Annotated in this window: 26 protein-coding genes; 12 read left to right on the forward strand and 14 right to left on the reverse strand. The window is 70.5% G+C overall.

Annotated elements, in window-relative coordinates; all coding sequences use genetic code 11:
• The first annotated feature begins 57 nt into the window (after window positions 1-57).
• Both AB0O01_RS11735 and AB0O01_RS11740 read left to right on the forward strand, forming a co-directional pair.
• On the forward strand, window positions 58-906 hold the full coding sequence (locus AB0O01_RS11735; RefSeq protein ID WP_365312520.1) for a helix-turn-helix transcriptional regulator: 849 nt from the start codon (window positions 58-60) through the stop codon (window positions 904-906).
• Window positions 885-1094 carry a DUF397 domain-containing protein gene (locus AB0O01_RS11740; RefSeq protein ID WP_365312521.1) on the forward strand — a complete coding sequence of 70 codons (210 nt, stop codon included), beginning with the start codon at window positions 885-887 and terminating at the stop codon, window positions 1092-1094. The genes AB0O01_RS11735 and AB0O01_RS11740 overlap by 22 nt, the downstream gene beginning before the upstream one ends.
• A 58-nt stretch (window positions 1095-1152) precedes the next feature.
• Here the strand turns inward: AB0O01_RS11740 and AB0O01_RS11745 are convergent, their stop codons facing one another.
• Window positions 1153-1533 (reverse strand): hypothetical protein, encoded by a 381-nt coding sequence (locus AB0O01_RS11745; RefSeq protein WP_365312523.1) that lies wholly within the window; start codon window positions 1531-1533, stop codon window positions 1153-1155.
• 168 nt (window positions 1534-1701) lie between these two features.
• On the opposite strand from AB0O01_RS11745, the gene AB0O01_RS11750 reads away from it, so the two are divergent.
• A complete protein-coding gene (locus AB0O01_RS11750) occupies window positions 1702-2304 on the forward strand; it encodes a uridine kinase (RefSeq protein ID WP_365313110.1) in 603 nt (200 codons plus the stop codon).
• Between the two features lie 233 nt (window positions 2305-2537).
• Here AB0O01_RS11750 and AB0O01_RS11755 read toward each other — a convergent pair whose 3' ends face one another.
• Complete coding sequence (locus AB0O01_RS11755) at window positions 2538-3320, reverse strand: SigE family RNA polymerase sigma factor (RefSeq protein ID WP_365312524.1); 783 nt, start codon at window positions 3318-3320, stop codon at window positions 2538-2540.
• A 297-nt stretch (window positions 3321-3617) separates the two neighbouring features.
• Between AB0O01_RS11755 and afsQ1 the strand changes: the two genes are divergently transcribed.
• The 5 genes from afsQ1 (at window position 3618) to AB0O01_RS11780 (ending at window position 7541) form a co-directional block, all read left to right on the forward strand.
• Window positions 3618-4295 carry a two-component system response regulator AfsQ1 gene (gene afsQ1 / locus AB0O01_RS11760; protein WP_355737772.1) on the forward strand — a complete coding sequence of 226 codons (678 nt, stop codon included), beginning with the start codon at window positions 3618-3620 and terminating at the stop codon, window positions 4293-4295.
• Window positions 4292-5911, forward strand: coding sequence for a HAMP domain-containing sensor histidine kinase (locus AB0O01_RS11765; protein ID WP_365312525.1), 1620 nt, complete (start codon window positions 4292-4294; stop codon window positions 5909-5911). The genes afsQ1 and AB0O01_RS11765 overlap by 4 nt, the downstream gene beginning before the upstream one ends.
• Window positions 5908-6519: a hypothetical protein gene (locus tag AB0O01_RS11770; RefSeq protein ID WP_365312527.1), complete on the forward strand. Its 612-nt coding sequence runs from the start codon at window positions 5908-5910 to the stop codon at window positions 6517-6519. Before AB0O01_RS11765 ends, AB0O01_RS11770 begins: the two co-directional genes overlap by 4 nt.
• 150 nt (window positions 6520-6669) lie before the next feature.
• Window positions 6670-7245, forward strand: a complete 576-nt coding sequence (locus AB0O01_RS11775) for a VanZ family protein (RefSeq protein ID WP_365312528.1) — start codon at window positions 6670-6672, stop codon at window positions 7243-7245.
• A 92-nt stretch (window positions 7246-7337) separates the two neighbouring features.
• Complete coding sequence (locus AB0O01_RS11780) at window positions 7338-7541, forward strand: PspC domain-containing protein (RefSeq protein ID WP_365312529.1); 204 nt, start codon at window positions 7338-7340, stop codon at window positions 7539-7541.
• Between the two features lie 118 nt (window positions 7542-7659).
• On the opposite strand, the gene AB0O01_RS11785 is transcribed toward AB0O01_RS11780, so the two are convergent.
• Window positions 7660-8025 carry an ATP-binding protein gene (locus AB0O01_RS11785; RefSeq protein ID WP_365312530.1) on the reverse strand — a complete coding sequence of 122 codons (366 nt, stop codon included), beginning with the start codon at window positions 8023-8025 and terminating at the stop codon, window positions 7660-7662.
• Window positions 8026-8219: 194 nt separating this feature from the next.
• On the reverse strand, window positions 8220-9392 hold the full coding sequence (locus tag AB0O01_RS11790) for an adenosine deaminase (RefSeq protein ID WP_365312531.1): 1173 nt from the start codon (window positions 9390-9392) through the stop codon (window positions 8220-8222).
• Window positions 9393-9505: 113 nt separating this feature from the next.
• On the opposite strand from AB0O01_RS11790, the gene AB0O01_RS11795 reads away from it, so the two are divergent.
• Window positions 9506-10264, forward strand: coding sequence for an alpha/beta hydrolase (locus AB0O01_RS11795; protein ID WP_365312532.1), 759 nt, complete (start codon window positions 9506-9508; stop codon window positions 10262-10264).
• An 86-nt stretch (window positions 10265-10350) separates the two neighbouring features.
• Here the strand turns inward: AB0O01_RS11795 and AB0O01_RS11800 are convergent, their stop codons facing one another.
• Complete coding sequence (locus AB0O01_RS11800; RefSeq protein WP_365312534.1) at window positions 10351-11304, reverse strand: LysR substrate-binding domain-containing protein; 954 nt, start codon at window positions 11302-11304, stop codon at window positions 10351-10353.
• A 63-nt stretch (window positions 11305-11367) separates the two neighbouring features.
• On the opposite strand from AB0O01_RS11800, the gene AB0O01_RS11805 reads away from it, so the two are divergent.
• Both AB0O01_RS11805 and AB0O01_RS11810 read left to right on the forward strand, forming a co-directional pair.
• Window positions 11368-12699: an MFS transporter gene (locus tag AB0O01_RS11805; protein ID WP_365312536.1), complete on the forward strand. Its 1332-nt coding sequence runs from the start codon at window positions 11368-11370 to the stop codon at window positions 12697-12699.
• A 200-nt stretch (window positions 12700-12899) separates the two neighbouring features.
• The gene (locus tag AB0O01_RS11810) at window positions 12900-13916 is read left to right on the forward strand and encodes a sigma-70 family RNA polymerase sigma factor (protein ID WP_365312537.1); all 1017 of its coding nucleotides are present in this window, start codon (window positions 12900-12902) and stop codon (window positions 13914-13916) included.
• Here AB0O01_RS11810 and AB0O01_RS11815 read toward each other — a convergent pair.
• A complete protein-coding gene (locus AB0O01_RS11815; RefSeq protein WP_365313112.1) occupies window positions 13800-14186 on the reverse strand; it encodes an STAS domain-containing protein in 387 nt (128 codons plus the stop codon). The two genes, AB0O01_RS11810 and AB0O01_RS11815, sit on opposite strands and share 117 nt — an antisense overlap.
• 227 nt (window positions 14187-14413) lie before the next feature.
• Between AB0O01_RS11815 and AB0O01_RS11820 the strand changes: the two genes are divergently transcribed.
• Complete coding sequence (locus AB0O01_RS11820) at window positions 14414-15337, forward strand: AEC family transporter (protein WP_365312538.1); 924 nt, start codon at window positions 14414-14416, stop codon at window positions 15335-15337.
• Window positions 15338-15343: 6 nt separating this feature from the next.
• Here AB0O01_RS11820 and AB0O01_RS11825 read toward each other — a convergent pair whose 3' ends face one another.
• The 8 genes from AB0O01_RS11825 to AB0O01_RS11860 form a co-directional block, all read right to left on the reverse strand.
• Window positions 15344-15937 carry a Uma2 family endonuclease gene (locus AB0O01_RS11825; RefSeq protein ID WP_365312539.1) on the reverse strand — a complete coding sequence of 198 codons (594 nt, stop codon included), beginning with the start codon at window positions 15935-15937 and terminating at the stop codon, window positions 15344-15346.
• Window positions 15938-16032: 95 nt separating this feature from the next.
• Window positions 16033-17310: a thymidine phosphorylase gene (locus AB0O01_RS11830; RefSeq protein ID WP_365313114.1), complete on the reverse strand. Its 1278-nt coding sequence runs from the start codon at window positions 17308-17310 to the stop codon at window positions 16033-16035.
• 143 nt (window positions 17311-17453) lie between these two features.
• Window positions 17454-17855 carry a cytidine deaminase gene (locus AB0O01_RS11835; RefSeq protein WP_365312541.1) on the reverse strand — a complete coding sequence of 134 codons (402 nt, stop codon included), beginning with the start codon at window positions 17853-17855 and terminating at the stop codon, window positions 17454-17456.
• On the reverse strand, window positions 17852-19117 hold the full coding sequence (locus tag AB0O01_RS11840) for an ABC transporter permease (protein WP_365312542.1): 1266 nt from the start codon (window positions 19115-19117) through the stop codon (window positions 17852-17854). The genes AB0O01_RS11835 and AB0O01_RS11840 overlap by 4 nt, the downstream gene beginning before the upstream one ends.
• Window positions 19114-20238 (reverse strand): ABC transporter permease, encoded by a 1125-nt coding sequence (locus AB0O01_RS11845; RefSeq protein WP_365312544.1) that lies wholly within the window; start codon window positions 20236-20238, stop codon window positions 19114-19116. The genes AB0O01_RS11840 and AB0O01_RS11845 overlap by 4 nt, the downstream gene beginning before the upstream one ends.
• 1 nt (window position 20239) lies before the next feature.
• Window positions 20240-22018, reverse strand: coding sequence for an ABC transporter ATP-binding protein (locus tag AB0O01_RS11850; RefSeq protein WP_365312546.1), 1779 nt, complete (start codon window positions 22016-22018; stop codon window positions 20240-20242).
• Between the two features lie 225 nt (window positions 22019-22243).
• Complete coding sequence (locus AB0O01_RS11855; RefSeq protein ID WP_365312547.1) at window positions 22244-23302, reverse strand: BMP family ABC transporter substrate-binding protein; 1059 nt, start codon at window positions 23300-23302, stop codon at window positions 22244-22246.
• A 297-nt stretch (window positions 23303-23599) separates the two neighbouring features.
• The gene (locus AB0O01_RS11860) at window positions 23600-24655 is read right to left on the reverse strand and encodes a BMP family ABC transporter substrate-binding protein (protein ID WP_365312549.1); all 1056 of its coding nucleotides are present in this window, start codon (window positions 24653-24655) and stop codon (window positions 23600-23602) included.
• Window positions 24656-24810: the final 155 nt, after the last annotated feature.

Here is a 24810-nt window from a genome sequence, read left to right on the forward strand (position 1 = left end):
GCCGTTCCCTCACCGGCACGGAACACCCCCACAGCACACGGCAAGGGAGCCGAGACGATGACCCCGCCCTCCCAGGACCTGAACCCTTCCGCTTCCGCGCACGACCTGTACGGCGTGGAACTACGCCGCCAGCGCCGGGCAGCCGGGCTGTCGCTGGACCGGCTGTCGGACATCGTCAACTACAGCAAGACGCATCTGCACGGAGTGGAGTCAGGGGAGCGGCTGCCGCTACCACCCCTCTCAGAGAAGCTGGACGCGGCTTTTGGGACGGGGGAGTTGTTCCAGGGGTTGTGGGGGGTGGTGAAACGGGAGTACACGCCCCGGCGGTTCGACCTTTGCCTGGAGTTGGAGGCCAGGGCAGCCCGGATTCAGGAGTTCAGCACAAGCGTCATCCCGGGGCTGCTGCAAACTCCGGCGTACATGCGGGCCCTGTTCCTCAAAGGCCATCCAGGGCTGTGCCCCGAAAAGATCGAAGGCTTGGTCGCGACTCGTTTGGGCCGTCAGGAGGTCCTGCGCGCCGACAGTCCGCCCGACGTGTGGTGGATTCTCGGCGAAGCAGCCCTACGGCAAGCCGTCGGCGGCTCTGCGGTGATGCGTGAACAACTCGCGGCACTGCTGCCCTGGGTGGACACGGACCACACGACGGTCCAGGTCGTGCCATTCGAGGCGGGCGCGTGCACCCTCATGAGCGGAACTCTCATCCTGCTGACGCTCCAGGACAACTCGACGACGGTGTACCAGGAAGGCCCCAGGAACGGCGAAACCTTCGACGACCGGAAGACCGTCACCCGACGCGTGCGAGAGTACGATCTGATGAAGGCCAGCGCCCTCCCACCAGGAGAATCCGCAGCGCTGATCGAGGCGACGATGGAGACGTACGAGTCATGCGAGTCACCCAGGACGTGAGCACCGCCCGCTGGCGCAAGTCCTCGTACAGCGGAAACCAGCAAGGGGACGCCTGCGTCGAGGTCTGCGACGACTTCCCCGGCTCGATCCCCGTCCGAGACAGCAAAATCACAACCAGCCCCATCCTGATCCTCAACAAAACCGCCTGGCAGCCCTTCATCAACGGCGTCAAGAACGGCACCCTGTAGCAGGAGGAGAGCCGCGCCCCTCTCAAGAAGGAGCCCGGCTCCCCTCGCCGGACGGCGGTCAGCCGCCCAGCAGCCCCGCCACCTGCCCCACCACCGGCAGGCTCCCCACGCTCGGCGCCTGCGCGATCGGCCCCGTCAGCATCTTCGACGTCACCGGCTGGAAGTCGGCCAACTGCGTCCCCACCCCGTTGTCGAGAGGATCGACCCCCGTCCCCGCCAGGGGATTCGGCTTCAGGCCCGCCACCGGCCCCGTCACGTACTGGACCGACCCGGTGACCGCCGCGAGCCCCGCCTGGGGGTCCAGGTTCCCCAGCGAGGTCGGACGCGTCCGCATCACGTCGATCACCGGCTCGCTGTCGGCCACGGCACTCGCGGACCCCGTACCGACCGCCGCACCCGCCAGCGCCAGCACGGCCAGCGACCTCTGACGAAGAGACACCACAACCACCCTCATTCTTTCGCTCACCCAGAGTAAACAATTCCACACAAAGGGTAGTTGAGATGTGACGCGCGCTTCAAAGCCGACCCGCGGTCTCGTTCGGGGCCCCCGCATGCCGCAGACTGGTGACCCGTGAGTTGTTCCCATCCGCCCATACCCACGCGGGTCGTGCTGCTGTGCGGCCCCTCCGGCTCCGGAAAGTCCCTGCTCGCCCAGCACTCCGGACTGCCGGTGCTGCGGCTGGACGACTTCTACAAGGAGGGCCACGACCCGACGCTGCCGCAGGTGCTGGGAAGCTCCGACATCGACTGGGACGACCCCGCCTCCTGGGACGCGGACGCGGCCGTCGCCGCGATCACCGACCTCTGCCGCTCGGGCCGGACCACCGTCCCGGTCTACGACATCTCGCTGAGCGCCCGCACGGGCGAGGACAGTGTGGACATCGGCCGGACCCCGCTGTTCGTGGCGGAGGGCATCTTCGCCGCCGAGATAGTGGGCAGGTGCCGTGACCTCGGGGTCCTCGCCGACGCGCTCTGTCTGAGCCGGGGTCCGGTCCGGACGTTCCGGCGCCGCTTCCTGCGTGATCTGCGGGAGGGCCGCAAGTCGGTGGCGTTCCTGGTGCGCCGGGGCTGGCGGCTGATGCGCGCCGAGCGGGCGATCATCGCGCGCCAGGCCGGTCTGGGCGCGCACCCCTGCGACCGGGACGAGGCGATGGGCCGCCTGGCGGCAGCGGCGGCGGGCCGGTGCACGCAGGCCAGGACAGCCTCGTAAGACCTCCGGACTCCTCCGAAACACAGAGAAGCGGGACTGGACGGACCCCCCGGCCCTCCAGTCCCGCTTCCCCTGGTGCTTCCCCCGTATCCCCCCGTGCTCCCCCGTACCCCCGTGCTTCCCCCCAGGGCCCTTCGTGTGCCAGGTGCTGCTTCCCCGGACCCTGTAGACAAGACCCCCGTACCGTCCCCCTGATACACCCCCCGAGGGTCTTTTTTTCTTCCCCCCTGCCTTCAGGCGACCAGTTCGCCGAAGGCGTCCTCCTGGTCACGGCCGAAGCTCAGGACCTCGTCGTCGCGCAGCCGGCGCAGGGAGCGCCAGATGCTGGACTTGACCGTGCCCACACTGATGTCGAGGATCTCCGCGATCTCCGGGTCCGTGCGGCCCTCGTAGTAGCGCAGGACCAGCATGGTGCGCTGGAGTTCGGGGAGCCGGGCGAGCGCCTGCCACAGGACCGCGCGCAGTTCGGTGCCGCGCATGGCGTCCGTGTCGCCGGGCGTCTCCGGCAGTTCCTCGGTCGGGTACTCGTTGAGCTTGCGGCGCCGCCAGGCGCTGATGTGCAGATTGGTCATGGTGCGGCGCAGATACCCGCCGACCGCCGCCTTGTCACTGATCCGGTCCCAGGCCCGGTACGTCGAGAACAGCGCGCTCTGGAGCAGATCCTCGGCCTCGAACCGGTCACCGGTCAGGTGATACGCGGTGGCGTACAGGGAGGCACGGCGCTCCTGGACGTAGGCGGTGAACTCCACCTCCGACAGCGAGCGCCGCTCCCCCGGTTCCTCCCTGTACGCGGCCCCCCCGTGCGTCTCCCCCGTGTGACCGTCAACCACCGTCATGTACGCGGTGTGCTGACGTCCGGTGCCGCGAGCGCACCCCCGCCCTCCCCCACGCTCGAATCCGCTCGCGCGGGAGGGACCCCCATCGACACCGGACTTCTCGGAACCCCGGCCGCCCCCGTTCACGTCGTGCAGCCGCGTGATCACTGCGCTGGAGCTGGTGCCGTGCAGCGTGTTCATCTCGCGCCCCCCGTCGTGGACTTCCGGTCGGTGTTCGGTCTGTGTGGCTGTGGCTTCCGGCCTGGATTCGGCCGTCGTCCCGTGCTCGTGCCAAAGAGATTGCCGGGCCACCTTCATCGGCGTGTCCGCCGTCTGTCACAGACCTGTCACAGGGGTCTGTGACCCTGCTGTTCCAAGATCGCGCACAGGGTTCAGATATGCGTCCGGGCCGGGCACTGCCGACGATCCGCACCCGATCCGCACCTGATCCGCACCCACAGGTCGAACACCGAACCCCTCATGGGCCAGAATGAGCCCGTGCCTTCCCTGTTGCTGATCGAGGACGACGACGCCATCCGGACGGCCCTGGAGCTCTCGCTGACGCGCCAGGGACACCGGGTGGCGACCGCTGCCAGCGGTGAGGACGGTCTGAAACTGCTCCGTGAGCAGCGGCCGGACCTGATCGTGCTGGATGTGATGCTGCCCGGCATCGACGGCTTCGAGGTGTGCCGCCGTATCCGGCGCACCGACCAGTTGCCGATCATCCTGCTGACCGCGCGCAGCGACGACATCGACGTGGTGGTCGGTCTGGAGTCCGGTGCCGACGACTATGTCGTCAAGCCCGTGCAGGGCCGGGTGCTGGACGCCCGGATCCGCGCGGTGCTGCGCCGCGGCGAGCGGGAGGCGAACGACGCGGCGACCTTCGGCAGCCTGGTCATCGACCGCGCGGCGATGACGGTCACCAAGAACGGCGAGGACCTCCAGCTCACCCCGACCGAGCTGCGGCTGCTGCTTGAGCTGAGCCGGCGGCCCGGTCAGGCGCTGTCCCGCCAGCAGTTGCTGCGGCTGGTGTGGGAGCACGACTACCTGGGTGACTCCCGGCTGGTGGACGCCTGTGTGCAGCGGCTGCGCGCCAAGGTCGAGGACGTGCCGTCGTCGCCGTCGCTGATCCGTACCGTGCGGGGTGTCGGCTACCGGCTGGATCCGCCTCAGTGACAGAGCGGGCACGGGGGGACCGCGGCTGGGCCGCGGCCCGCAGGGCGGTGCTGTCCGGACTGCGCTTCACCAGTCTGCGGCTGCGCCTGGTGGTGGTGTTCGGCCTGGTCGCGCTGACCGCGGCGGTGTCGGCGTCGGCCATCGCGTACTGGCTGAACCGGGAGGCGGTCCTCACCCGCACCCAGGACGCGGTGCTGCGCGACTTCCAGCAGGAGATGCAGAACCGGGCGGGTTCACTGCCCGAGCGGCCGGATCAGAACGAGTTGCAGATCACCGCCGGTCAGATGGCCACCAACAGCAGTCAGCGCTTCACCGTGCTGCTGATCGCCGAGAACGCCGAGGGCAAGACGGTCTCCGGCAGCTCGGGCGGACTGAGCGGCTTCAGCCTCCAGGACGTTCCCCGCTCGCTGCGCACCGCCGTCGACAAGCGCCAGCCCACCACCGACGGCAACAGCTCCCCGTACCACCTCTACTGGCAGCGAATCGTGGACGACGGGACGCCGTATCTGGTGGCGGGGACGCGGGTGGTCGGCGGTGGGGCGACCGGGTACATGCTGAAGTCGCTGGAGCCGGAGGCCAAGGACCTCAACTCGCTGGCCTGGTCGCTGGGGATCGCCACCGGGCTCGCGCTGATCGGCTCGGCGCTGCTCGCGCAGGCCGCCGCCACGACCGTGCTCAAGCCGGTGCAGCGGCTGGGGGTCGCCGCGCGGCGGCTCGGCGAGGGACGGCTCGACACCCGGCTCAGGGTGTCCGGCACCGATGAACTGGCCGATCTGTCACGCACCTTCAACAAGGCGGCGGCGGCGCTGGAGAAGCGCGTGGACGACATGGCCGCCCGGGACGAGGCGTCCCGCCGGTTCGTCGCCGACATGAGCCATGAGCTGCGTACCCCGCTGACCGCGATCACCGCCGTCACCGAGGTCCTGGAGGAGGAGCTGGACGCGGACGGCGGCACCATCGATCCGATGATCGAGCCCGCGGTGCGGCTGGTGGTGAGCGAGACCCGGCGGCTCAACAGCCTGGTCGAGAATCTGATGGAGGTCACCCGCTTCGACGCGGGCACCGCCCGGCTGGTCCTGGACGATGTCGACGTCGCCGACCAGATCACCGCCTGCATCGACGCCCGCGCCTGGCTGGACGCGGTGGAGCTGGACGCCGAGCGCGGCATCCACGCCCAGCTCGACCCGCGCCGCCTGGACGTGATCCTCGCCAATCTCATCGGCAACGCCCTCAAGCACGGCGGCTCCCCGGTACGGGTCTCGGTCCGCGAGGAGCACACCGGAGAGGGCGGCGACGCGGTGGACGCGGTGGTGATCCGGGTCCGCGATCACGGTCCCGGCATCCCCGAGGACGTCCTCCCCCACGTCTTCGACCGCTTCTACAAGGCGAGCGCGTCGCGCCCGCGCTCCGAGGGCAGCGGCCTGGGCCTGTCCATCGCGCTGGAGAACGCGCACATCCACGGCGGTGAGATCACCGCCGCGAACTCGCCCGAGGGCGGCGCGGTGTTCACCCTGCGGCTGCCGCGCGACGGCTCGACCGTCTCCGGCCCGGACGACGGGGACGGGGACGGGGACACCGGGGACGGGACCGACAAGGGGACAGGGACAGCGGGATGAACGTACGACGGGCCCGGCTCTGCCTCCTCCCCCTGCTCGGCGGGCTGCTGCTGTCCGGTTGCGGGATCCGGGCGACCGAGGTGCCCACCGACTTCGGCGCGGCCCCCTCCCGGGCGCACTGCTCGGCCACCGGCGACGAGGCCGCCTCCCGGACCGCCCTCGGCTTCCCGGCGCAGCTCTTCCTGCTGTGCGGGTCGTCGCTGGTCGCGCTGGACCGGCTGGTGGAGATCCCGCCGGAGTCGGTGGAGGCGCCGCGCCGCGTGCAGGTCGCCCAGGGGCTGCTGGACCAGCTCGCCGAGGAGCCGACCGCAGCCGAGCGGTCGGCCGGCTACACCACGGACGTCCACCGCGGCCTCGCCGTCACCGGCCCCTACGGGGACGAGCCCGACGACACCCTCCGCCTCGGGGTCTCCCCCGCCGACCTCAGCCGTTCCGCCCTCGCCCAGATCGTCTGCACCTTCGCCGACTCGGAGGCGGCCGAGGGCGACGGCTCGGTCATCCTGGGCGGCCCCCGGGACACCCCGCTGCGCCGCTACGACTGCACCGACGAGGTCCGCGCCGCCCCGGGGGCGGAGTGGCCGCCGTCGGAGGAGGTGGGGGCGGGTTGATCGGGGCGGGGGCCTGACAGTGCCCCGCCGCCCCTCGCCCCGGCGGGCGCCTCCCCTCCCCGGCTGGGGCCCCGCCATGTGGCCCACGCCTCACCCCACCGGGGTCCCGTACCCGGAACCGATCCCGCCGCCCCCCGCGTCTAGGGGGTCGTGCAGCGTCAAGGCTCGATGGGCGGCGGCAGCGGCCCCGCCCTCCGCATCCGGGCGACGGGAGCCGTCCTCCTCGTCGTGCATCTGGCGTTCGTCGGCTGGCTGACGCTGCGCTCGCTCGATGTCCCCTGGGTCGCCCCCGCCAATCTCCGCCCGCTGGCCGGTATCCGCGCCGATCTCGCACTGGGCTGGCCGGACGCGGCGATCCGGCTCGGGGAGAGCGTCGCCCTGCTCGCGCCGCTCGGGGTGCTGCTGCCCGCGGTGGGCGGCCGGCTGGATGTCTCGCCGCTGGCGTCCGCGCTGCGGACCGTCGCCGCCGGGACGCTGATCTCGCTCACGATCGAACTGCTCCAGACCGGGGTGCCCGGCCAGGTGACGGATGTCGATTCGCTGCTGCTGAACACCACGGGGGTGCTGGTGGCGCATGTGACGGTCGTCCCGGCGGCCCGTGCCCGGCTGCGCCGCCGGGTCGCGCACCGGGCGGCGCGACCCCGGGTGGAGGAGGCGCCCCTCCCCCAGGACGAGGCGGCTCAGGGTCGTACCCCGACGATTCCCAGGGTCGGGATCGCCCCGTAGAGCGACGCTTGGGGAGGGTTCGTCTTCGTACGGTGGTGACAGATCGGGCCACCGGATGGGAGGCCCGCACCGACGCTCACGAAGGAGCAGCCATGTCCCGCCTCGCCCGCCCCACCAACGGCCGCGTCATCGGCGGTGTGTGCGCCGCGCTGGCCCGGCGCTTCGGTACCTCCGCGACCACGATGCGGGTGATCTTCCTGGCGTCCTGTCTGCTGCCGGGCCCGCAGTTCCTGCTCTACATCGGCCTGTGGATATTCGTCCCGGCGGAGGGCAAGGGCGCCCGCACGGCCTGGTGACGAACGACACCGGGCGGGCGCGGGGGTGTGCCGACGGACACGGGGATACGACGACGCCGGGGCGCACCCCCGTGGTGTGGGGTGCGCCCCGGCGCGTTCTTCGCGGGCCGGTTCCGGATCAGCCCAGCGGGATGCCGTTGATCGGCAGACCGTGGGTGGGCAGGCCCTTGACGGGGAGCCCGCCGAGCAGACCGGCGGCGGGCTGGGTCGGGCCCTGGGCGAGCGCCCGCTCGGCGGCCGGCTGCGCGGCGGCCAGACCGGTGCCCAGCGCGTTCTGCCCCTGGGTGACGGCCTCGACGGCACCCGGCAGCGCCTGGGCGAGGTTCTCGGCGGGGAGGGTGCGGGCGACGGCGCCGACGGCGTTCAGCGCCTGACCGGCGTCCGGCACGGCCGCCGGGGCGGCGTTGGCGGCACCCGCGCCGGTGGCGGCGAAGGCGGCACCGAGGGCGGCGACACCGAGGGTCTTGGCAGCAGACTGCTTCATGGTGAATGCGTCCTTGGGATGAACGAAATGAATGGAAGAGAGGAAAAAGGAAAAGGGGGTCGGGCGGGGAGGCGGGGGATGGAGAGCGGTCCACGAACGTAAACACGCGGGGCCGTCCGCCGCAAACATCGAAATGCGGACGAGTGGTGAACACCCGCCCGCATCCCCGGGTCCGAACTGTCCCCCGTTCAGCCCTATCCCCCGGTAGAACCGCTGGTGGAGGCGGTCTGCCGGAACAGCCATTCGGATTTCAGCTCGGCATAGCCGGGCTTGATCACGTCATTGATCATGGCAAGTCGTTCATCGAAAGGAATGAATGCTGACTTCATAGCATTGACGGAGAACCATTGCATGTCATCGAGCGTGTATCCGAACGCCTCGACGAGCTGCTCGAATTCCCGGCTCATACTGGTGCCCGACATGAGGCGATTGTCAGTGTTCACGGTGGCCCGGAAGTGGAGCCTGCGCAGCAGACCGATGGGGTGCTCGGCGTAGGACGCGGCGGCGCCGGTCTGGAGGTTGGAGCTGGGGCACAGCTCCAGCGGGATCCGCTTGTCCCGGACATAGGCGGCGAGCCGCCCGAGGGTGACGCTTCCGTCGTCGGCGACCTCGATGTCGTCGATGATCCGGACGCCGTGGCCGAGCCGGTCGGCGCCGCACCACTGGAGGGCCTGCCAGATGGAGGGCAGCCCGAACGCCTCTCCGGCGTGGATGGTGAAGTGGTTGTTCTCGCGCTTGAGGTACTCGAAGGCGTCGAGATGGCGGGTGGGCGGGTAACCGGCCTCGGCTCCGGCGATGTCGAAGCCGACGACGCCCTGGTCGCGGTAACGGTTGGCGAGTTCGGCGATCTCCAGCGCGCGGGCCGCGTGCCGCATCGCGGTGAGCAGGGCGCCGACCCGGATCCGGTATCCGTCGGCGCGGGCCCGGCGCTCGCCCTCGCGAAAGCCCTCGTTGACCGCCTCCACGACCTCTTCGAGAGTGAGCCCGCCCTCCAGATGCTGTTCGGGGGCGTAGCGCACCTCGGCGTAGACGACTCCGTCCCCGGCGAGGTCCTCGGCGCACTCGGCGGCGACCCGGACCAGCGCCTCCCGGGTCTGCATCACCCCGACGGTGTGCGAGAAGGTCTCCAGATACCGCTCCAGCGAGCCGGAGTCGGCGGCCTCGCGGAACCAGATGCCGAGCTTGTCGGCGTCGGTCTCGGGGAGGGCGGGGTATCCGGTGGCGCGGGCGAGTTCGACGACCGTGCCGGGGCGGAGACCGCCGTCGAGATGGTCGTGCAGCAGCACCTTGGGCGCCCGGCGGATCTGGTCCGGGCTCGGGACGGTCCTCTTCCGGTCGGTCTGATTCCGGTCAGTCTGGCTCGTCATTTTCGCACTCTAACTCCTACGCGCGTAGATCGCCCGTTCCCCTGGTCCGTCGATACGTAACAGTGACCCCGCGGACGGGTCAGGTCCACCGGGTCTTCTGACACTGTTCTGTCATGGCACAGCAAGCGACGCCGGTCCGCAGCGCGCGTCTGGGGCGGGCGCCCGGCCCGGAGCCGACAGCGGTCAGCGCGGTGGTCCTGCTCCTCCCCGGCGGTGACGAGACCTCACACCGCAAGCCCTCCCCCATGTTGGCGACGGCGTCCGTCCGCGCCCTGGGACGCCGACTGCTGCGCGCCGGACGGGACGAGGGGCTGGCCGCGCATGTCGTCCACTACCGCTACCGCGGCTGGAACGGCTCCGACGCCGACCTCGCCCACGACGCCCACTGGGCCGCCGAGGAGGTGGTACGGCGCTACGGCGATGTCCCGGTCTGCCTCGCCGGGTTCGACATGGGCGGACGCGCGGCGCTGCGCGCGGCCGGGCACGAGGCCGTCAACTCCGTGCTCGCCCTGGCCCCCTGGTTGCCGGACGAGGCGGACGCCGAGTCACCCGAACCGGTGAAGCAGCTCGTGGGGCGGCGGGTGCTGATCGCGCACGGCACGAACGACGAGCGGGCCGATCCGGAGCTGTCGTTCCGGCTGGCGGCGCGGGCGAAGAAGTCCAACCGGGAGGTGTGCCGGTTCGAAGTGCACGGGGACCGGCACGGGTTGCATCAGTACCGGGACGAAGTGCTGGCGCTGTCGGCGGACTTCGTGATGGGGACGCTGTTCGGGAAGGCGTTCGCTCGGCCCGTGCGGGATGCGCTGGCCGCGCCGCCGCCGTTGGGGTTGCGGATGCCGCTTGCCTCCGGCTTTGGGAAGGCCTATCGGTAGCGCCGTTCGGGTGTGGGTTGTTGTCGGGGTGCGGGTTCGTTGTGGTTGATCGCGCAGTTCCCCGCGCCCCTGCACGGCGTCCCTGCTCAGGTCGGGAGCAAGTTGCCCCTTCTCGACAGGAGGAAGCGTTTGAAGGCTGCTACCGGTGGGGTGTCGGGGTGGCCCTCCAGCCAGGCGACGCCGATTTCGCGGATCGCTCTGGGGGCGGTGACCGTCAGTTCCACCACGCCGGGGCGGGGGACCGTCGGTGGGGGGAGGAGGGCCACGCCCAGGCCCGCGGCGACCAGGCCGCGCAGGGTTTCGGTCTCCTCGCCCTCGAAGGCGATGCGCGGGCGGAAACCGGCCTCGCGGCAGAGGTCGTCGGTGATGCGGCGCATGCCGTAGCCGGGTTCCAGGGTGACGAAGGTTTCCTCGGCGGCCTCGGCGAGGCGGATGCGCTTGCGGGTGGCGAGGCGGTGGTCGGCGGGGACGACCAGGCGCAGCTTCTGCTCGTCCAGGCGGCGGGCGACGAGGTCGGGGGCGTCGGGGATGGGTGAGGTCAGGCAGAGGTCGAGTTCTCCGGCGCGCAGGCGTTCGAGCATGGCCTCGCCGTAGTTCTGGACCAGGGCGAAGCGGACCCGGGGGTGGTCGGCGCGGAAGGCGTGCAGCAGGCCAGGGACGGTCTCGGCGCCCATGGTGTGCAGAAAGCCGAAGGCGACCTTGCCGGTGGCCGGGTCGGCGTCGGCGCGGACCTCGTCGGCGGCGCGCCCGATCTCCGCGAGGGCGCGTTCGACGGAGGTCAGGAAGGTGTGCCCGGCGGTGGTCAGGGCCACCGTACGGCCGCGGCGGGCGAAGAGTTCTACGCCGAGGTCCTGTTCGAGGCGGACCAGGGAGCGGGACAGGGTGGACTGGGGGACGTCCAGCTCCAGGGCGGCCCGGGTGACGTGCTCGGTGCGGGCGACCGCGGCGAAGTGGACGAGGCGCGGGGCGAGTAGCGCGACGATGTCTTCTGTGTCACTGCTCGGTGACAGTCTCCGCTGTGAGCTGTGCTGATGCGTCATGGGAACGATTATGGCCGTTTCATGCATTGGACGGATGAGCGGGAGAGGAGCAGGGTTCATGGCATGACTCCCGCCAGTACCGGGGCGGTCGGCACCCTGGATGCCGCCGCCTCTTCCTCCATCACCCCTTCCGTCGTCCGCCCCGACTCCCGTCTGAACCCCGGCGGGCCCGGTTACCGCCGGATGAGCTTCGCGCTCTTCCTGGCCGGAGTCGCCACCTTCGCGCTGCTGTACTCGACCCAGGCGCTGCTGCCGCTGATCTCCGGGGACTTCGGGGTGTCGGCGAGCGCGGCGAGCTGGACGGTGGCCGCGTCGACCGGCGCGCTGGCGCTGTTCGTGCTCCCGATGAGCGCGCTGTCGGAACGGTTCGGCAGGCGGACGGTCATGACCGGCTCGCTGGCGGTGGCCGTGGCCGTGGCGGTGGCGGTGCCGTTCGCGCCCTCGCTGGAGGCGCTGGTGGTGCTGCGGGCCGTGCAGGGCGCCGCGCTGGCGGGCGTACCGGCGTCGGCGACCGCGTATCTGGCGGAGGAGGTCCGGCCGCGGGCGCTGGTCACGGCGATCGGGCTGTTCGTCGCGGGCAACAGTGTGGGCGGCATGAGCGGCCGGGTGCTGACCGGCTGGGTGGCGCAGGAGTGGGGCTGGCGGATCGCGCTGGGTGCGCTGGGGCTGATGGCGGTGGGGTGTGCGGTGGCGTTCCGGCTGCTGCTGCCCGCGCCGCGGCACTTCACGCCGGGCTCGCTGCGGCCGGGGGTGCTGGTGGCGACCGTGCGCGGGCATCTGGCCGACCCGCTGCTGCGGCGGCTGTACGCGATCGGCGCGCTGTTCATGACCGTTTTCGGCGGGGTCTACACGGTGATCGGGTACCGGCTGACCGAGGCGCCGTTCTCGCTGCCGCAGGGTGTGGTGGGGTCGATCTTCCTGGTGTATCTGGTGGGGACGGTGTCCGCGTCCACCGCCGGGCGGCTGGTGGGACGGCTCGGGCGGCGCGGGGCGCTGTATCTGGCCGGGGGGACGACGGCGGCCGGGCTGCTGCTCTCCCTGGCGGGGTCGCTGGGGCTGGTGCTGCTGGGGCTGGTGCTGATCACCGCCGGGTTCTTCGCGGGGCACGCGGTGGCGTCGTCGGCGGTCAGCAAGACGGCGGTGACGGGGCGGGCGCAGGCGTCGGCGCTGTACCAGTCCGCGTACTACGTGGGGTCGAGTGTGGGGAGCACGGTGGGGGCGGTGGCGTTCCATGCCGGGGGGTGGGGCGGGACCGTGGGGGTGGGGTTGCTGGCTGTGGTGGGGGTTGTGGGGATCACTGTGGTGGGGTCGCGGGCCGCGGCGCGCTCCGCGGGGGGCGTGGAGGGGGGTCGGGGGCGGTCCGTCGTCGGTCGGGTGGGGGTTGGTGGGGGCTGATCGCGCAGTTCTCCCCCGGACGGGGTGCCCCCGGCGCCCCTGAGAACGGGGGTACGTGATCCGGCGTCCTCACCGCGGACCGTTTTTGACCTGCGGTTTTGTTCGCTCCAGCGGCCATTGTCAGTGGGCTGCGGTAGCTTGCGAGGTGCTGGGCGCAATGCGGCGTACGGCGGACGAACGGCCACAGGGGTGGGTGGACGATGACCAACGGCACGGCGACGACGACAGACCTCGACACGACGCTGGAGAAACACCGGGTCGAGCTGACCGGGTACTGCTACCGCATGCTCGGTTCGTCCTTCGAGGCGGAGGACGCGGTGCAGGACACCCTGGTCCGCGCCTGGCGCAGCTTCGACAAGTTCGAGGGCCGTTCCAGTGTCCGCTCCTGGCTCTACCGCATCGCGACGAATGTGTGTCTGGACATGCTGAACGCGGGGAACAAGCGGGCGCGCCCGATGGATCTGACCGAGGCCACCCCGCTCGCCCAGGCGGCGCTGTCCCCGCGCCCGGACCACACCTGGCTGGAGCCGATGCCGGACTCCCGGGTGCTGCCCTCGACGGCCGATCCGGCGGAGGCGGCGGTCGCCAAGGAGTCGGTGCGGCTGGCGTTCATGGCGGCGCTCCAGCAGTTGCCGCCCAAGCAGCGGGCGGTGCTGATCCTGCGCGAGGTGCTGGCGTGGCGGGCCAGCGAGGTCGCCGAGCTGCTGGGCACGTCGGTGGCGAGCGTGAACAGCGCTCTCCAGCGGGCCCGTGCCACGCTCGCCGAGCGGGAGCAGTCGGGCGCCGACGCGTCCGTGTCGGATCCGCTGGACGAGGAGCAGCAGAAGCTGCTGGAGCGCTATGTCGCCGCCTTCGAGGGCTACGACATGACGGCGCTGACCGCGCTGCTGCACGAAGACGCGATCATGACGATGCCGCCGTTCGACCTGTGGCTGCGCGGCACGGCCGACATCACCGGTTTCATGACCACGCTGGGCGCGGCCTGCGCGGGGTCGCGGCTGCGTCCGGTGCAGGTCAATGGGCTGCCCGGGTTCGCGCACTACAAGCCGGACCCGGAGAAGGGCGGCTTCTCGCCGTGGGCGGTGCAGGTACTGGAGATCTCAGACGGGCGGATCACCGGCTTCCACTGCTTCCTCGACGTGGCGCGCTGGTTCCCGCTGTTCGGGCTGCCCCTCCATCTCGAAGCGGAGGCCGACCAGGTCGAGGAGGGCGCATAGCGCGGGGGCGGGGTCGCGCAGCCGGATGCGTCCGCCGGACCGGCGGGCGGTGAGTTCCATCCGGGCCAGCAGATCGACGGCCGTCAGGCCCGGCGGCCCGAGCCCGGCGACATCGCACACCACCACCGGGGCGCCCGTGGCTTCCAGCATCGTGCGCACTTCGGCGCACAGCCCGGTCACCTCGTCCCGGGTGACAGGGCCGGCGAGCACGATCTCGGCAAGGGGCTTGGCTTCCACGTGCGGTAGACCGGCGCGGCGGGCGTAACTCATCGCGTCTGCTCGCGGTGTGTCGTGCGGGGTGGTACGGAGCGTGTCCCCGGCCTGCGCGGAAGCGGGCGGCGAGTTCGGTCGGACAGGGCCGGTCAAGGGGTCGGTCAAGGACCTCTCCCTGCCACCTTGACCTGGGGTGCCGCTGGCCCGGAGGGTGGCTGTATGCCCCATGGATCATCCCCGCCCGCGATATCCGCTGCCCTTGCCGCCCTCGCCCAGGGGGTGCCGTGCAGGGGGTGTTGAGCGGGTTCGCGGTGATCGCGGTGGTGATCGTCGTGGGGTATCTGATCGATGCCCGGGGGCATCTGGGCGAGCAGGGCCGCGAGGTGCTCACCAGGCTGGCGTTCCATGTGGCGTCTCCGGCGCTGCTGTTCACCACGCTCGCGGCGGCGGACCTGTCGGTGGTGTTCTCCAGCCGGCTGCTGGTGACGGCGCTGTCCACGGTGGCGGTGGCGGGGGTGTTCGTGGCGGTGGCCGTGGTGGGGCGCTGGGGGGTGGGGCGGGCCACGGTCGGGGCGCTGTGCGCGAGTTATGTGAACGCCGGGAATCTGGGCATCCCGATCGCGGTGTATGTGCTGGGGGATGCCTCGCTGGTGGCGCCGGTGCTGCTGTTCCAGCTCATCGGGGTCACGCCGATCGCGCTGACGATCCTGGATCTGACGAGTGGCGGGGGCGCCGAACGGCCCTGGTGGCAACTGGTGCTGACGCCGCTGCGCAATCCGATAGCGGTCGGTTCGCTGGCCGGGGTGGCGGTCTCGGCGACGGGGGTGCGGGTGCCGGGGCCGATCCTGGACCCGCTGATCCTGATCGGCAACATGTCCGTCCCGGCGGTGCTGCTGGCCTTCGGGATCTCCCTGCGCGGCAGCACCCTGCCCCTGCGGGGCGCGGAACGCACCCCGGTGCTGCTCGCCGTCGCCCTGAAGTCCTTCGCCCAGCCCACCCTGGCCTGGGCACTGGCGGCGGGCGTCTTCGGCCTGCGGGGCGCGGCCCTCCTGGACGTAGTGGTGGTCGCCGCCCTCCCGGCGGCCCAGAACCTCTTCACCTACGCGAGCCGGTACCGGGTGGGGGAGGTACTGGCACGGGAGTCGATATTGCTCTCTACGGGGTTGTCGGTGCCGGTGTTGGTGGTGGTGGCGGCGTTGTTGGGGTGAGGCCGCTCAGTCTGTGAGGAACTCGTCGGTTTCAAGTTCGAGGTCAAAGGGTTCCGGTAGATGCATCGGCTCGCCAAATTTTCCGGCACGCAGGACTCGGTAGACATCGCCGTGAGGCTCGCCGTAGAGCGTGATGGTGGGGCCTGCGGGCGCCCAGCCGTCGATCAACAAGTACAGCGGAACCGCTGCCTGCGCGTATCCGGCCGCTTTCTTCAGCCGATCGTTGATTGCGTTGGACTTGGAAGTGATCTCAACAACCAGTTCGGCAGCCGCTGCCGGAATGTAGTTGCCCGGATTGGAGCGCACAACGGACCTGGGTGCCACGGCGATGTCCGGGATATAGAGACCGTCCCGTGAAGGGACCGCCGTGCCGAGCGTCTGATAGATGCCCAGACTCCTGGGGATGACGGCGTAGAGACTCCGCTGAACCAGGTCGGCAATGTCGTTGTGTGTGTTGGACGGCGGCGGTGCCACGGTGACGATCCCCTCGATGATCTCCACCTTGCAGCCCTCGGGCGCGTCCGTCTCCTTCCAGATCCGGACGAGGCCGTCCCACTCGTGGCCGTTGGCCGTCGAGTGGTCGACGGTGAGTGCGCTCATGGCGGTCTCCAATCAGTACGTCACCGATCCCAGCATGCCGAACGGGACCGGCGGAGGTCCACCGGTCCCGTTCACCCGTATGGGGAAAGCGCAGGTCAGGCGATGCGTTCCAGGATGACCGGGGTTGGCTCGAACGGTGTGCCCGGGGTCGCTATGTCGTAGGCGGTGGAGAGGGGCTCCAGGGCGTAGGGGAAGCGGTCGGGGGTGTCGGTGTGGAGGGTCAGGAGGGGGGTGCCCTCGGTGATGTGGTCGCCGGGCTTGGCGTGGAGTTCGATGCCGGCGCCCGCCTGGACCGGGTCCTCCTTGCGGGCGCGGCCCGCGCCGAGGCGCCAGGCGGCGACGCCGATGGCGTAGGCGTCGAGGCGGGTGAGGACACCGGAGGAGGGGGCCGTGAGGGTGTGGGTTTCGCGGGCCGTGGGGAGGGGGGCGTCGGGGTCGCCGCCCTGGGCGGTGATCATGCGGCGCCAGACGTCCATGGCGGAGCCGTCGGCCAGGGCCTTCGCCGGGTCGGCGTCGGGGAGGCCCGCCGCGGTGAGCATCTCGCGGGCCAGGGCGAGGGTGAGTTCGATGACGTCGGAGGGGCCGCCGCCTGCGAGGACCTCGATGGACTCGCGGACCTCCAGGGCGTTTCCGGCGGTGAGGCCGAGGGGGGTGGCCATGTCGGTGAGGAGGGCGACCGTGCGGACGCCGTGGTCGGTGCCGAGGCCCACCATGGTGGAGGCGAGTTCGCGGGCGTCGTCCAGGGTCTTCATGAAGGCGCCGGAGCCGACCTTCACGTCCAGGACCAGGGAGCCCGTGCCCTCGGCGATCTTCTTGGACATGATCGAGGAGGCGATCAGGGGAATGGCCTCGACCGTGCCGGTGACATCGCGCAGGGCGTAGAGCTTCTTGTCGGCGGGGGCGAGACCGTCGCCCGCGGCGCAGATCACGGCGCCGGTGGTGTCCAGGACGGAGAGCATCTCCTCGTTGGAGAGCAGGGCCCGCCAGCCGGGGATGGACTCCAGCTTGTCCAGGGTGCCGCCGGTGTGGCCGAGGCCGCGGCCGGAGAGCTGGGGGACGGCCGCGCCGCACGCGGCGACCAGGGGGGCGAGGGGGAGGGTGATCTTGTCGCCGACGCCGCCGGTGGAGTGCTTGTCGGCGGTGGGGCGGGACAGCGCGGAGAAGTCCATGCGCTCGCCGGAGGCGATCATGGCGGCCGTCCAGCGGGCGATCTCGCGGCGGTTCATGCCGTTGAGGAGGATGGCCATGGCGAGCGCGGACATCTGCTCGTCGGCGACCTCGCCGCGGGTGTACGCGTCGATGACCCAGTCGATCTGCGCGTCGGTCAGCTCGCCGCGGTCCCGCTTGGTGCGGATGACGGTGATGACGTCCATGGACGACGTGGGTGGCATCGGTGGGGTTCCTTCCGGTGGAGGAGAGGCCGGTGGGGCGGGAGAGGGGCGGCCCCTCCGCGGGGCCGGCCCCTCCGCGGTGGCCCCTCTGCGGGGGTGGGGCGGAGGGGCCAGGGGGGTGGTGGTCAGTGGGTCAGGTGACCGGGGCCGAACGCCTGCGGGAGCATCGCGGAGAGTGGCAGGACGCCCTCCGGGGTGTCCAGCAGGAGGCCGGGGCCGCCGAACTCGTAGAGGAGCTGACGGCAGCGACCGCAGGGGACGAGGAGGTCACCGTTGCCGTCGACGCAGGTGAAGTGGGTGAGCCGGCCACCTCCGGTGCGCTGGAGCTCGGAGACGAGACCGCACTCGGCGCACAGGCTCAGACCGTAGCTGGCGTTCTCCACATTGCAGCCGGAGACCGTGCGGCCGTCGTCGACCAGGGCCGCGACCCCGACCGGGTAGCCCGAGTAGGGGGCGTAGGCGCGGGTCATGGCCTCGCGGGCGCGGGCCCGCAGCCCCTCCCAGTCGGCGGCAGCGGCGGCGGTCACTTGCCCTGCCCCTTCCGGTACGGCATGCCGTCCGCCTTCGGCATCCGCAGGCGTTGCGCGGAGAGCGCGAGGACGACCAGCGTGATGACGTACGGCGTGGCGGAGACGACCTGGTTGGGGACCTCGTTGGTGCCCGCGTACCAGGCGAAGACCAGGGCGCCGATCACCAGGGTGATGCCCGCCTTGACGTACTTCTTGCGGACGGCCAGCCAGATCGCGCCGATGATCAGAAGGAGCGCGGCGAGCAGGAGGAGGGCGTGGACGTTCTCGGAGCCGCCGCGCAGATTGAGGCTGTCGGTGTAGCCGAAGAGACCGGCGCCGATGGCGAGGCCGCCCGGCATCCAGTTGCCGAAGATCATCGCGGCGAGGCCGATATAGCCGCGCCCGCTGACCTGGCCCTCCAGATAGAAGGGGTTGGCGACGATGGAGAGGAAGACCCCGCCGAGCCCGGCGAGGCCGCCGGAGATGATCACGGCCAGGTACTTGTACTTGTAGACATTGACGCCGAGGGACTCGGCGGCCACCGGGTTCTCGCCGCAGGAGCGCAGCCGCAGTCCGAAGGCGGTGCGCCACAGGATCCACCAGGTGGCGGGGATCAGGGCGATGGCGATCAGGGTGAGCCAGGAGACATTGGTGACCAGGCCGCCGAGGAGTCCGGCGAGGTCGGAGATCAGGAACCAGCCCTGGTCATTGAGGTCTCTGAGCCAGTCGGACAGCCCCGGCACGGTGAACTGGCCGAGTGATTCCACCGCCGGGGACTGCTTGGCGGAGCCGCCCTGGTGGCCCTCGAAGGCGAGCGGCGCGAGATAGCGGGTGGCGCCGAGGGCGAGGATGTTGATGGCCACACCGGAGACGATGTGGTTGACGTTGAAGGTGACGGTCACGATGGCGTGCAGCAGTCCGCCGAGGCAGCCGCCGATGATGCCGACCAGGACACCGGTCCAGGGGCCCCACTGGAATCCGGCCCAGGCGCCGAACCAGGTGCCGAGGATCAGCATGCCTTCGAGGCCGATGTTGACCACGCCCGCGCGCTCGGCCCACAGGCCGCCGAGTCCGGCCAGCCCGATGGGCACGGCGAGCTGGAGGGCGGTGGACATCTGGCTGACGTTGGTGATGCCGTCGGCGCCGGTGATGATCCGGACCAGGGAGGTCAGGGCCAGGGCTCCGGCGATGACCAGCATCAGCACGGGCAGGGAGAGACGGCGGCCGGTGGGCGCCGCGGGGCGCAGCGTGGGCTGGTTGAGGTCGGTCACGGTGGTCATCGGCCAGCCACCTCCTTCGGGGAGTTGTCGGTGGCGCCGAGCACATGACCGGCGGCGAGTTCGGCGCCGACCCGGCGCTGCTGGCGGCGCAGGCCCCACTCCCGGACGGCCTCGTAGGAGACGACCACGGAGAGGACGATCAGGCCCTGCATGATGACCGCGATCTCCTTGTCGTAGCCGTGGAAGTCCAGCTCGGGCGATGCCTTGTCGAGCCAGGCCCACAGCAGGGCGGCGAAGGCGATGCCGACCGGGTTGTTGCGGCCGAGGAGGGCGATGCCGATCCCGAGGAAGCCGATGCCGGTCGGGAAGTTCAGGCTGTAGGTGTGGGTGTCGCCGAGCAGGATCGGCAGCCCGGCGAGTCCGGCGATGGCGCCGGAGAGCAGCATCGCGGTGAGCGTCATCCGCTTGGGGTTGACGCCGCTGGCCGCGGCGGCGGTCTCGGAGGCGCCGGAGGCCCGCAGATCGAAGCCGAAGCGGGTGCGGTTGAGGGTGATCCAGTAGCCGATGCCGAGGAGGACGGCGAGGACGACCAGGCCGTAGATCTCACCCGCGGCGCCCATGTCGATGCCGGGGATCCAGCCGGACTCGTACATCTCGCCGGTGGTGTTGTTGTTGCCGACCTTGACGCCGAAGATGTCCGGCAGCCACATGTAGGCGATGACGGCGGTGGCGATGGCGTTCAGCATGATCGTCGCGACGACCTCGCTGACGCCCCGGGTGACCTTGAGGACACCGGCGATCCCGGCCCAGAAGGCGCCGGTGCACATGGCGGTGAGCAGCAGCAGCGGGATCTGGATGACGGCCGGGAGATCGGCGTGGGCGCCAACGACGGCGGCGGTCATGGCGGCGAGCTGGTACTGGCCGTCGACGCCGATGTTGAAGAGGTTCATCCGGAAGCCGATGGCGACCGCGAGGGCGGCGATGTAGTACATCGACGCCTGGTTGATGATCAGCACCTGGATGTCGGAGAAACCGGCCTGCTCGATCATCAGCACGAACGGCTCGACCGGGTTCTTGCCGGAGGCGAGCAGCACGATCGCGATGAGCACGAAGGCCACGGCGAGCGCGATGACCGGCCCGGCCAGCGTGAGGAGCACCCGCTCCTTGTCGAACTTCTTCATGTCAGCGGGCCTCGTCTTCCGGAGACTCGGGGGACTCGGACTCGGGCGACGGTCCGGTCTTGCCGGGCCCGGGGGTGGCCCCCGGGGCTTCCGGGGCTTCCGGGGTTCCCGGGGTGTGCGGGACGCCCAGGGTTCCCAGGTTCTCGGGGTCGCCCACCGTCTCCGGGCTGTCCTCGTCCAGGTGGCCGGTGGACGCGCCGGTCATGGCGGAGCCGAGCTGTTCGGGGGTGATGGTGCCGGGGTCGGCGTCGGCGACGAAGCGGCCGTTGTAGATCACCCGCAGGGTGTCGGAGAGGCCGATCAGCTCGTCCAGGTCGGCGGAGATCAGCAGCACGGCCAGGCCCTCGCGGCGGGCCTCGCGGATGTGGTCCCAGATCGCGGCCTGGGCGCCGACGTCCACACCCCGGGTGGGGTGGGCGGCGATCAGGAAGCGCGGCTGGTGGCTCATCTCGCGGCCGACGATCAGCTTCTGCTGGTTGCCGCCGGACAGCGAGGCGGCGGTGACGTCGATGCCGGGGGTGCGGACGTCGTACTCCTCGACGATCCGGCGGGTGTCGGCCTGGGCGCCCTTGGGGTCCAGCCAGACGCCCTTGGCGTTGGGCCGCTCGGTGACATGGCCGAGGATACGGTTCTCCCACAGCGGCGCTTCGAGGAGCAGGCCGTGGCGGTGGCGGTCCTCGGGGATGTAGCCGATGCCCTGCTCACGGCGCTTGCGGGTGGGCCAGCCGGTGATCTCGTCGGCCGTGTCGCCGGTGGTCTCCCGGGTGGCCAGGGTGATCGTGCCGGAGTCTGCGGGCTTGAGGCCGATGAGCGCGTCCACCAGCTCGGTCTGGCCGTTGCCCTCGACACCGGCGATGCCGAGGATCTCGCCCGCGTGGATGGTGAAGGTGATGTCGTCCAGCAGGGCCTTGCCGCCGGGGGCCGCCAGGCGCAGCTTGTCGACGGTGATGACCGGGCGGTCGGTGACCGTGGACTCGGCGGTCTCCGGGGTGGGCAGCTCGCTGCCCACCATCATCTCGGCGAGCTGCTTGGTGGTGGTCTCGGCGGGGACGGCGGTGCCGACGGTCGTACCGCGCCGTATGACGGTGATCTCGTCGGCGACGGAGAGGACCTCGCCCAGCTTGTGGGAGATGAAGATGACCGAGAGGCCCTCGGACTTCAGCTCGCGCAGATTGTCGAAGAGCGCGTCGACCTCCTGCGGGACCAGCACGGCGGTCGGCTCGTCCAGGATCAGCGTGGTGGCGCCGCGGTAGAGGACCTTGAGGATCTCGACGCGCTGCCGGGCGGCGACCCCCAGCTCCTCGACCAGCACATCGGGGGTGACGCCGAGGCCGTAGCGCTCGGACAGCTCGGTGATCCGGCGGCGGGCGCGGGCGCCGATGCCGTACGGCTTCTCGCTGCCGAGGACCACGTTCTCCAGGACGGTGAGGTTGTCGGCCAGCATGAAGTGCTGGTGGACCATGCCGATGCCGCGGGCGATGGCGTCGGCGGGCGAGGAGAAGGTGACCTTCTCGCCGTCCACGGCGATGACGCCCTCGTCCGGCTTCTGCATGCCGTAGAGGATCTTCATCAGCGTCGACTTGCCGGCGCCGTTCTCACCGACGAGGGCGTGGACGGTGCCCTTGCGGACGGTGAGATGGATGTCGTGGTTGGCGACGACGCCGGGGAACCGCTTGGTGATCCCGGTGAGTTCGACGGCGGTCGCCGGACCGCCCGCCGCGGCTGTGGCGGGGCCGTCGGCCGGAGGGCTGCTGGACGCGTTGATGGCGCACTCTCCCATGTGGACGGAGGGTCGGGGGTCATCTACACGCGTAGCGCCCCTACGGCATACGAAGGTACGGAGGGCGACGCACCGAGACAACGGGGTACAGGGAGAAAGCCTCCCCGTACCCCGTTGAGCGGACGTAACCCTTTGGTTACACGTTGCTCGGACAGCTCAGACAGTCCAGACAGTCCGGACAGCTCGGACAACTGGCCACAGTCCGGTGCCGCCGACTGTGCCTGCCTAGCTGCTCTTGACCTGGATCTCGCCGCTGATGATCTTCTCCTTGGCCGTGTCGATGGCGGTCTGGAGCTCGGCGTTGTCGGCGAACACCGGGTTGGACTCGGAGAGTCCGACCTCGCCGGTCTTCAGATCGCCCTTGACGATACCGGTCTCCGGCTTGCCGTCCTCGACGGACTTCGCGAGGTTGAAGACCGCCTTCGCGACGTCCTTCATGGCGGAGGTGAGGATGGAGTCCTTGTACTTAGCGAGCGCTTCCTGCTTGTACTGGTCGGAGTCGACACCGATCGCCCACACCTCGTTGGCGGCGGCGGCCTCGATGACACCCTGACCGGACAGACCGGCCGCGGCGTACACCACGTCGGCCTTCTTCTCGATCTGGCCCTCGGCGGCGGTCTTGCCCTTGTCGGGGCTGGAGAAGCCGCCCTCCTCGGCCGTCTGCGTCAGGTACTGCGACAGGACGGTGGCGTCCGGGTTGGTGTCCTTGACGCCCTGCTCGAAGCCGGCCTGGAACTTGTGGATCAGCGGGATGTCGACACCGCCGACGAACCCGACGACATTGCTCTTGGTGGTCTTGGCCGCCGCGACCCCGGCCAGGTAGGACGCCTGCTCCTCGGAGAAGACCAGGTCGGCGACGTTGTCCGCCTCGACGGTGGAGTCGTCGACGATGCCGAAGGTGGTGTCCGGGAACTTCTCCGACGCGCCCTTGATGGCCGCCGCGTAGGCGTAGCCGACACCGACGACCGGGTTGTAGCCCTGCTTGGCCAGGGACTCAAGACGCTGCTGCTTGTCCGCGTCGGTCTCGCCCTCGGTGGGCTCGACGTCCTCGGTCTGGTAGCCGAATTCCTGCTGCGCCTGCTCCAGCCCGGCGTACGCGGCGTCGTTGAAGGACTGGTCGCCCTTGCCGCCGACGTCGTAGGCGATGGCGAGGCCCTTGTCCTCGCCGCCCGACTCCGAGGAGGAGCTGGAGGACGAGGTCGAGGTGCCGCCGCAGGCGGCGAGGGCGAGGGCCAGCGAAGCGGTCGCCGCGCCTGCGACCGTGATCCGGGAAAAGCGGCGCATGAGTGGTGCTCCTGTCGTACAAGCGCCGGACGGTTCAGCCAGGGTCAGCTTCGGCGCTGGTTTCGCCGCAGATTAACGCGCGTAGACCAGCCTGAAAACCCCTTCTGTCCACCTTGTTATCCGGCCGTGCCCAAGCCCGTCCGGGCACGCCTCGGCACTCATGAGGGGCGTTGCCATCGGGAATACGGCAAGCGGATGGCAGGCCCGGGGCCCGCCATCCGCTTGATACGACTTCCTACCCCGTCTCCCCTTTTGCCAGATTTTTACCTAGAACAGAGGAACCGACGCCCTGCGGAGCTACTCGGTGGCGACCTTGATCGAGCCGTCGATGATCCCGGCCTTGGCGGCGGCGACCGCGTCCGTCAGGCCCGCGACCTCGGCCATCTTCGGGTTGGTGTCGGCCAGGCCGACACCGTCCACCTTGAGGTCGAAGGTCTGGGTACCGGTCAGCGGCTTGCCATCCTCGACGGACTTGGCCAGCGCGTACACCGCCCCGCCGACATCCTTGAGCGCGGAGGTCAGGATGTAGTCCTTGTACGAGGCCAGCGCCTCCTGCGCGTACTGGTCGGAGTCGACGCCGATCGCCCACACCTTGGCGGTGGCGGCGGCCTCGATCACCCCCTGCCCGGAGAGACCGGCGGCCTGGTAGACCACATCGGCGTCCTTCTCGATCTGCCCCTCGGCGGCGGCCTTGCCCTTGTCCGGGCTGGAGAAGCCGCCCTCCTCGGCGGTCTGCGTCAGATACTGCGAGACGACGGTGACCTCGGGCTTGGTGTCCTCGACGCCCTGCTTGTAACCGGCCTCGAACTTGTGGATCAGGGGAATGTCGACGCCGCCGACGAACCCGACGGTGTCGGTCTTGGTGGCCTTGGCCGCGGCGACCCCGGCGAGGTAGGACGCCTGCTCCTCCGCGAAGACCAGCGAAGCGACGTTCCCGCCCTCGACCACGGAGTCCACGATGCCGAAGGTGGTGTCGGGGTAGTCCTTGGCGACGGCCTCCATGGCGGGACCGTAGGCGAAGCCGACGCCGATCACCGGGTTGTAGCCCTGCCGGGCCAGGGAGGCGAGGCGCTGCTCCTTGTCGGCGTCGGTCTCGCCCTCGGTGGGCTCGACATCGGCCGTCTTGTAGCCGTACTCCTTCTGCGCCTGGTCCAGTCCGGCGAACGCGGCATCGTTGAAGGACTGGTCGCCCTTGCCGCCGATGTCGTAGGCGATGGCCAGACCGAGGTCCTCCGCGGCCGACTCGCCGTCCGAGGCGTTGTTCTCGCTGCTGGTGCCACCGCAGGCGGTGGCGGCGAGGGCGAGCGACGCGACCCCCACCGCGACGCGGGTCAGTTTGGAAATCCGACGCATCTGAAGTTCCCCATTCTCCAAAGCCCCGCAGTGGGTGCTGAGTTCGGCGCACATTAACGCGCGTAGACCATCCTGGGAACGGGGTATCGCTTGGCCGTTATCCATTCGTGCCGGTGACTGGTTACGGGCCTGTGACTCACCGGCGCGAATAGGGC

It is taken from the genome of Streptomyces sp. NPDC093252, from assembly GCF_040683675.1.
Lineage (GTDB): Bacteria > Actinomycetota > Actinomycetes > Streptomycetales > Streptomycetaceae > Streptomyces.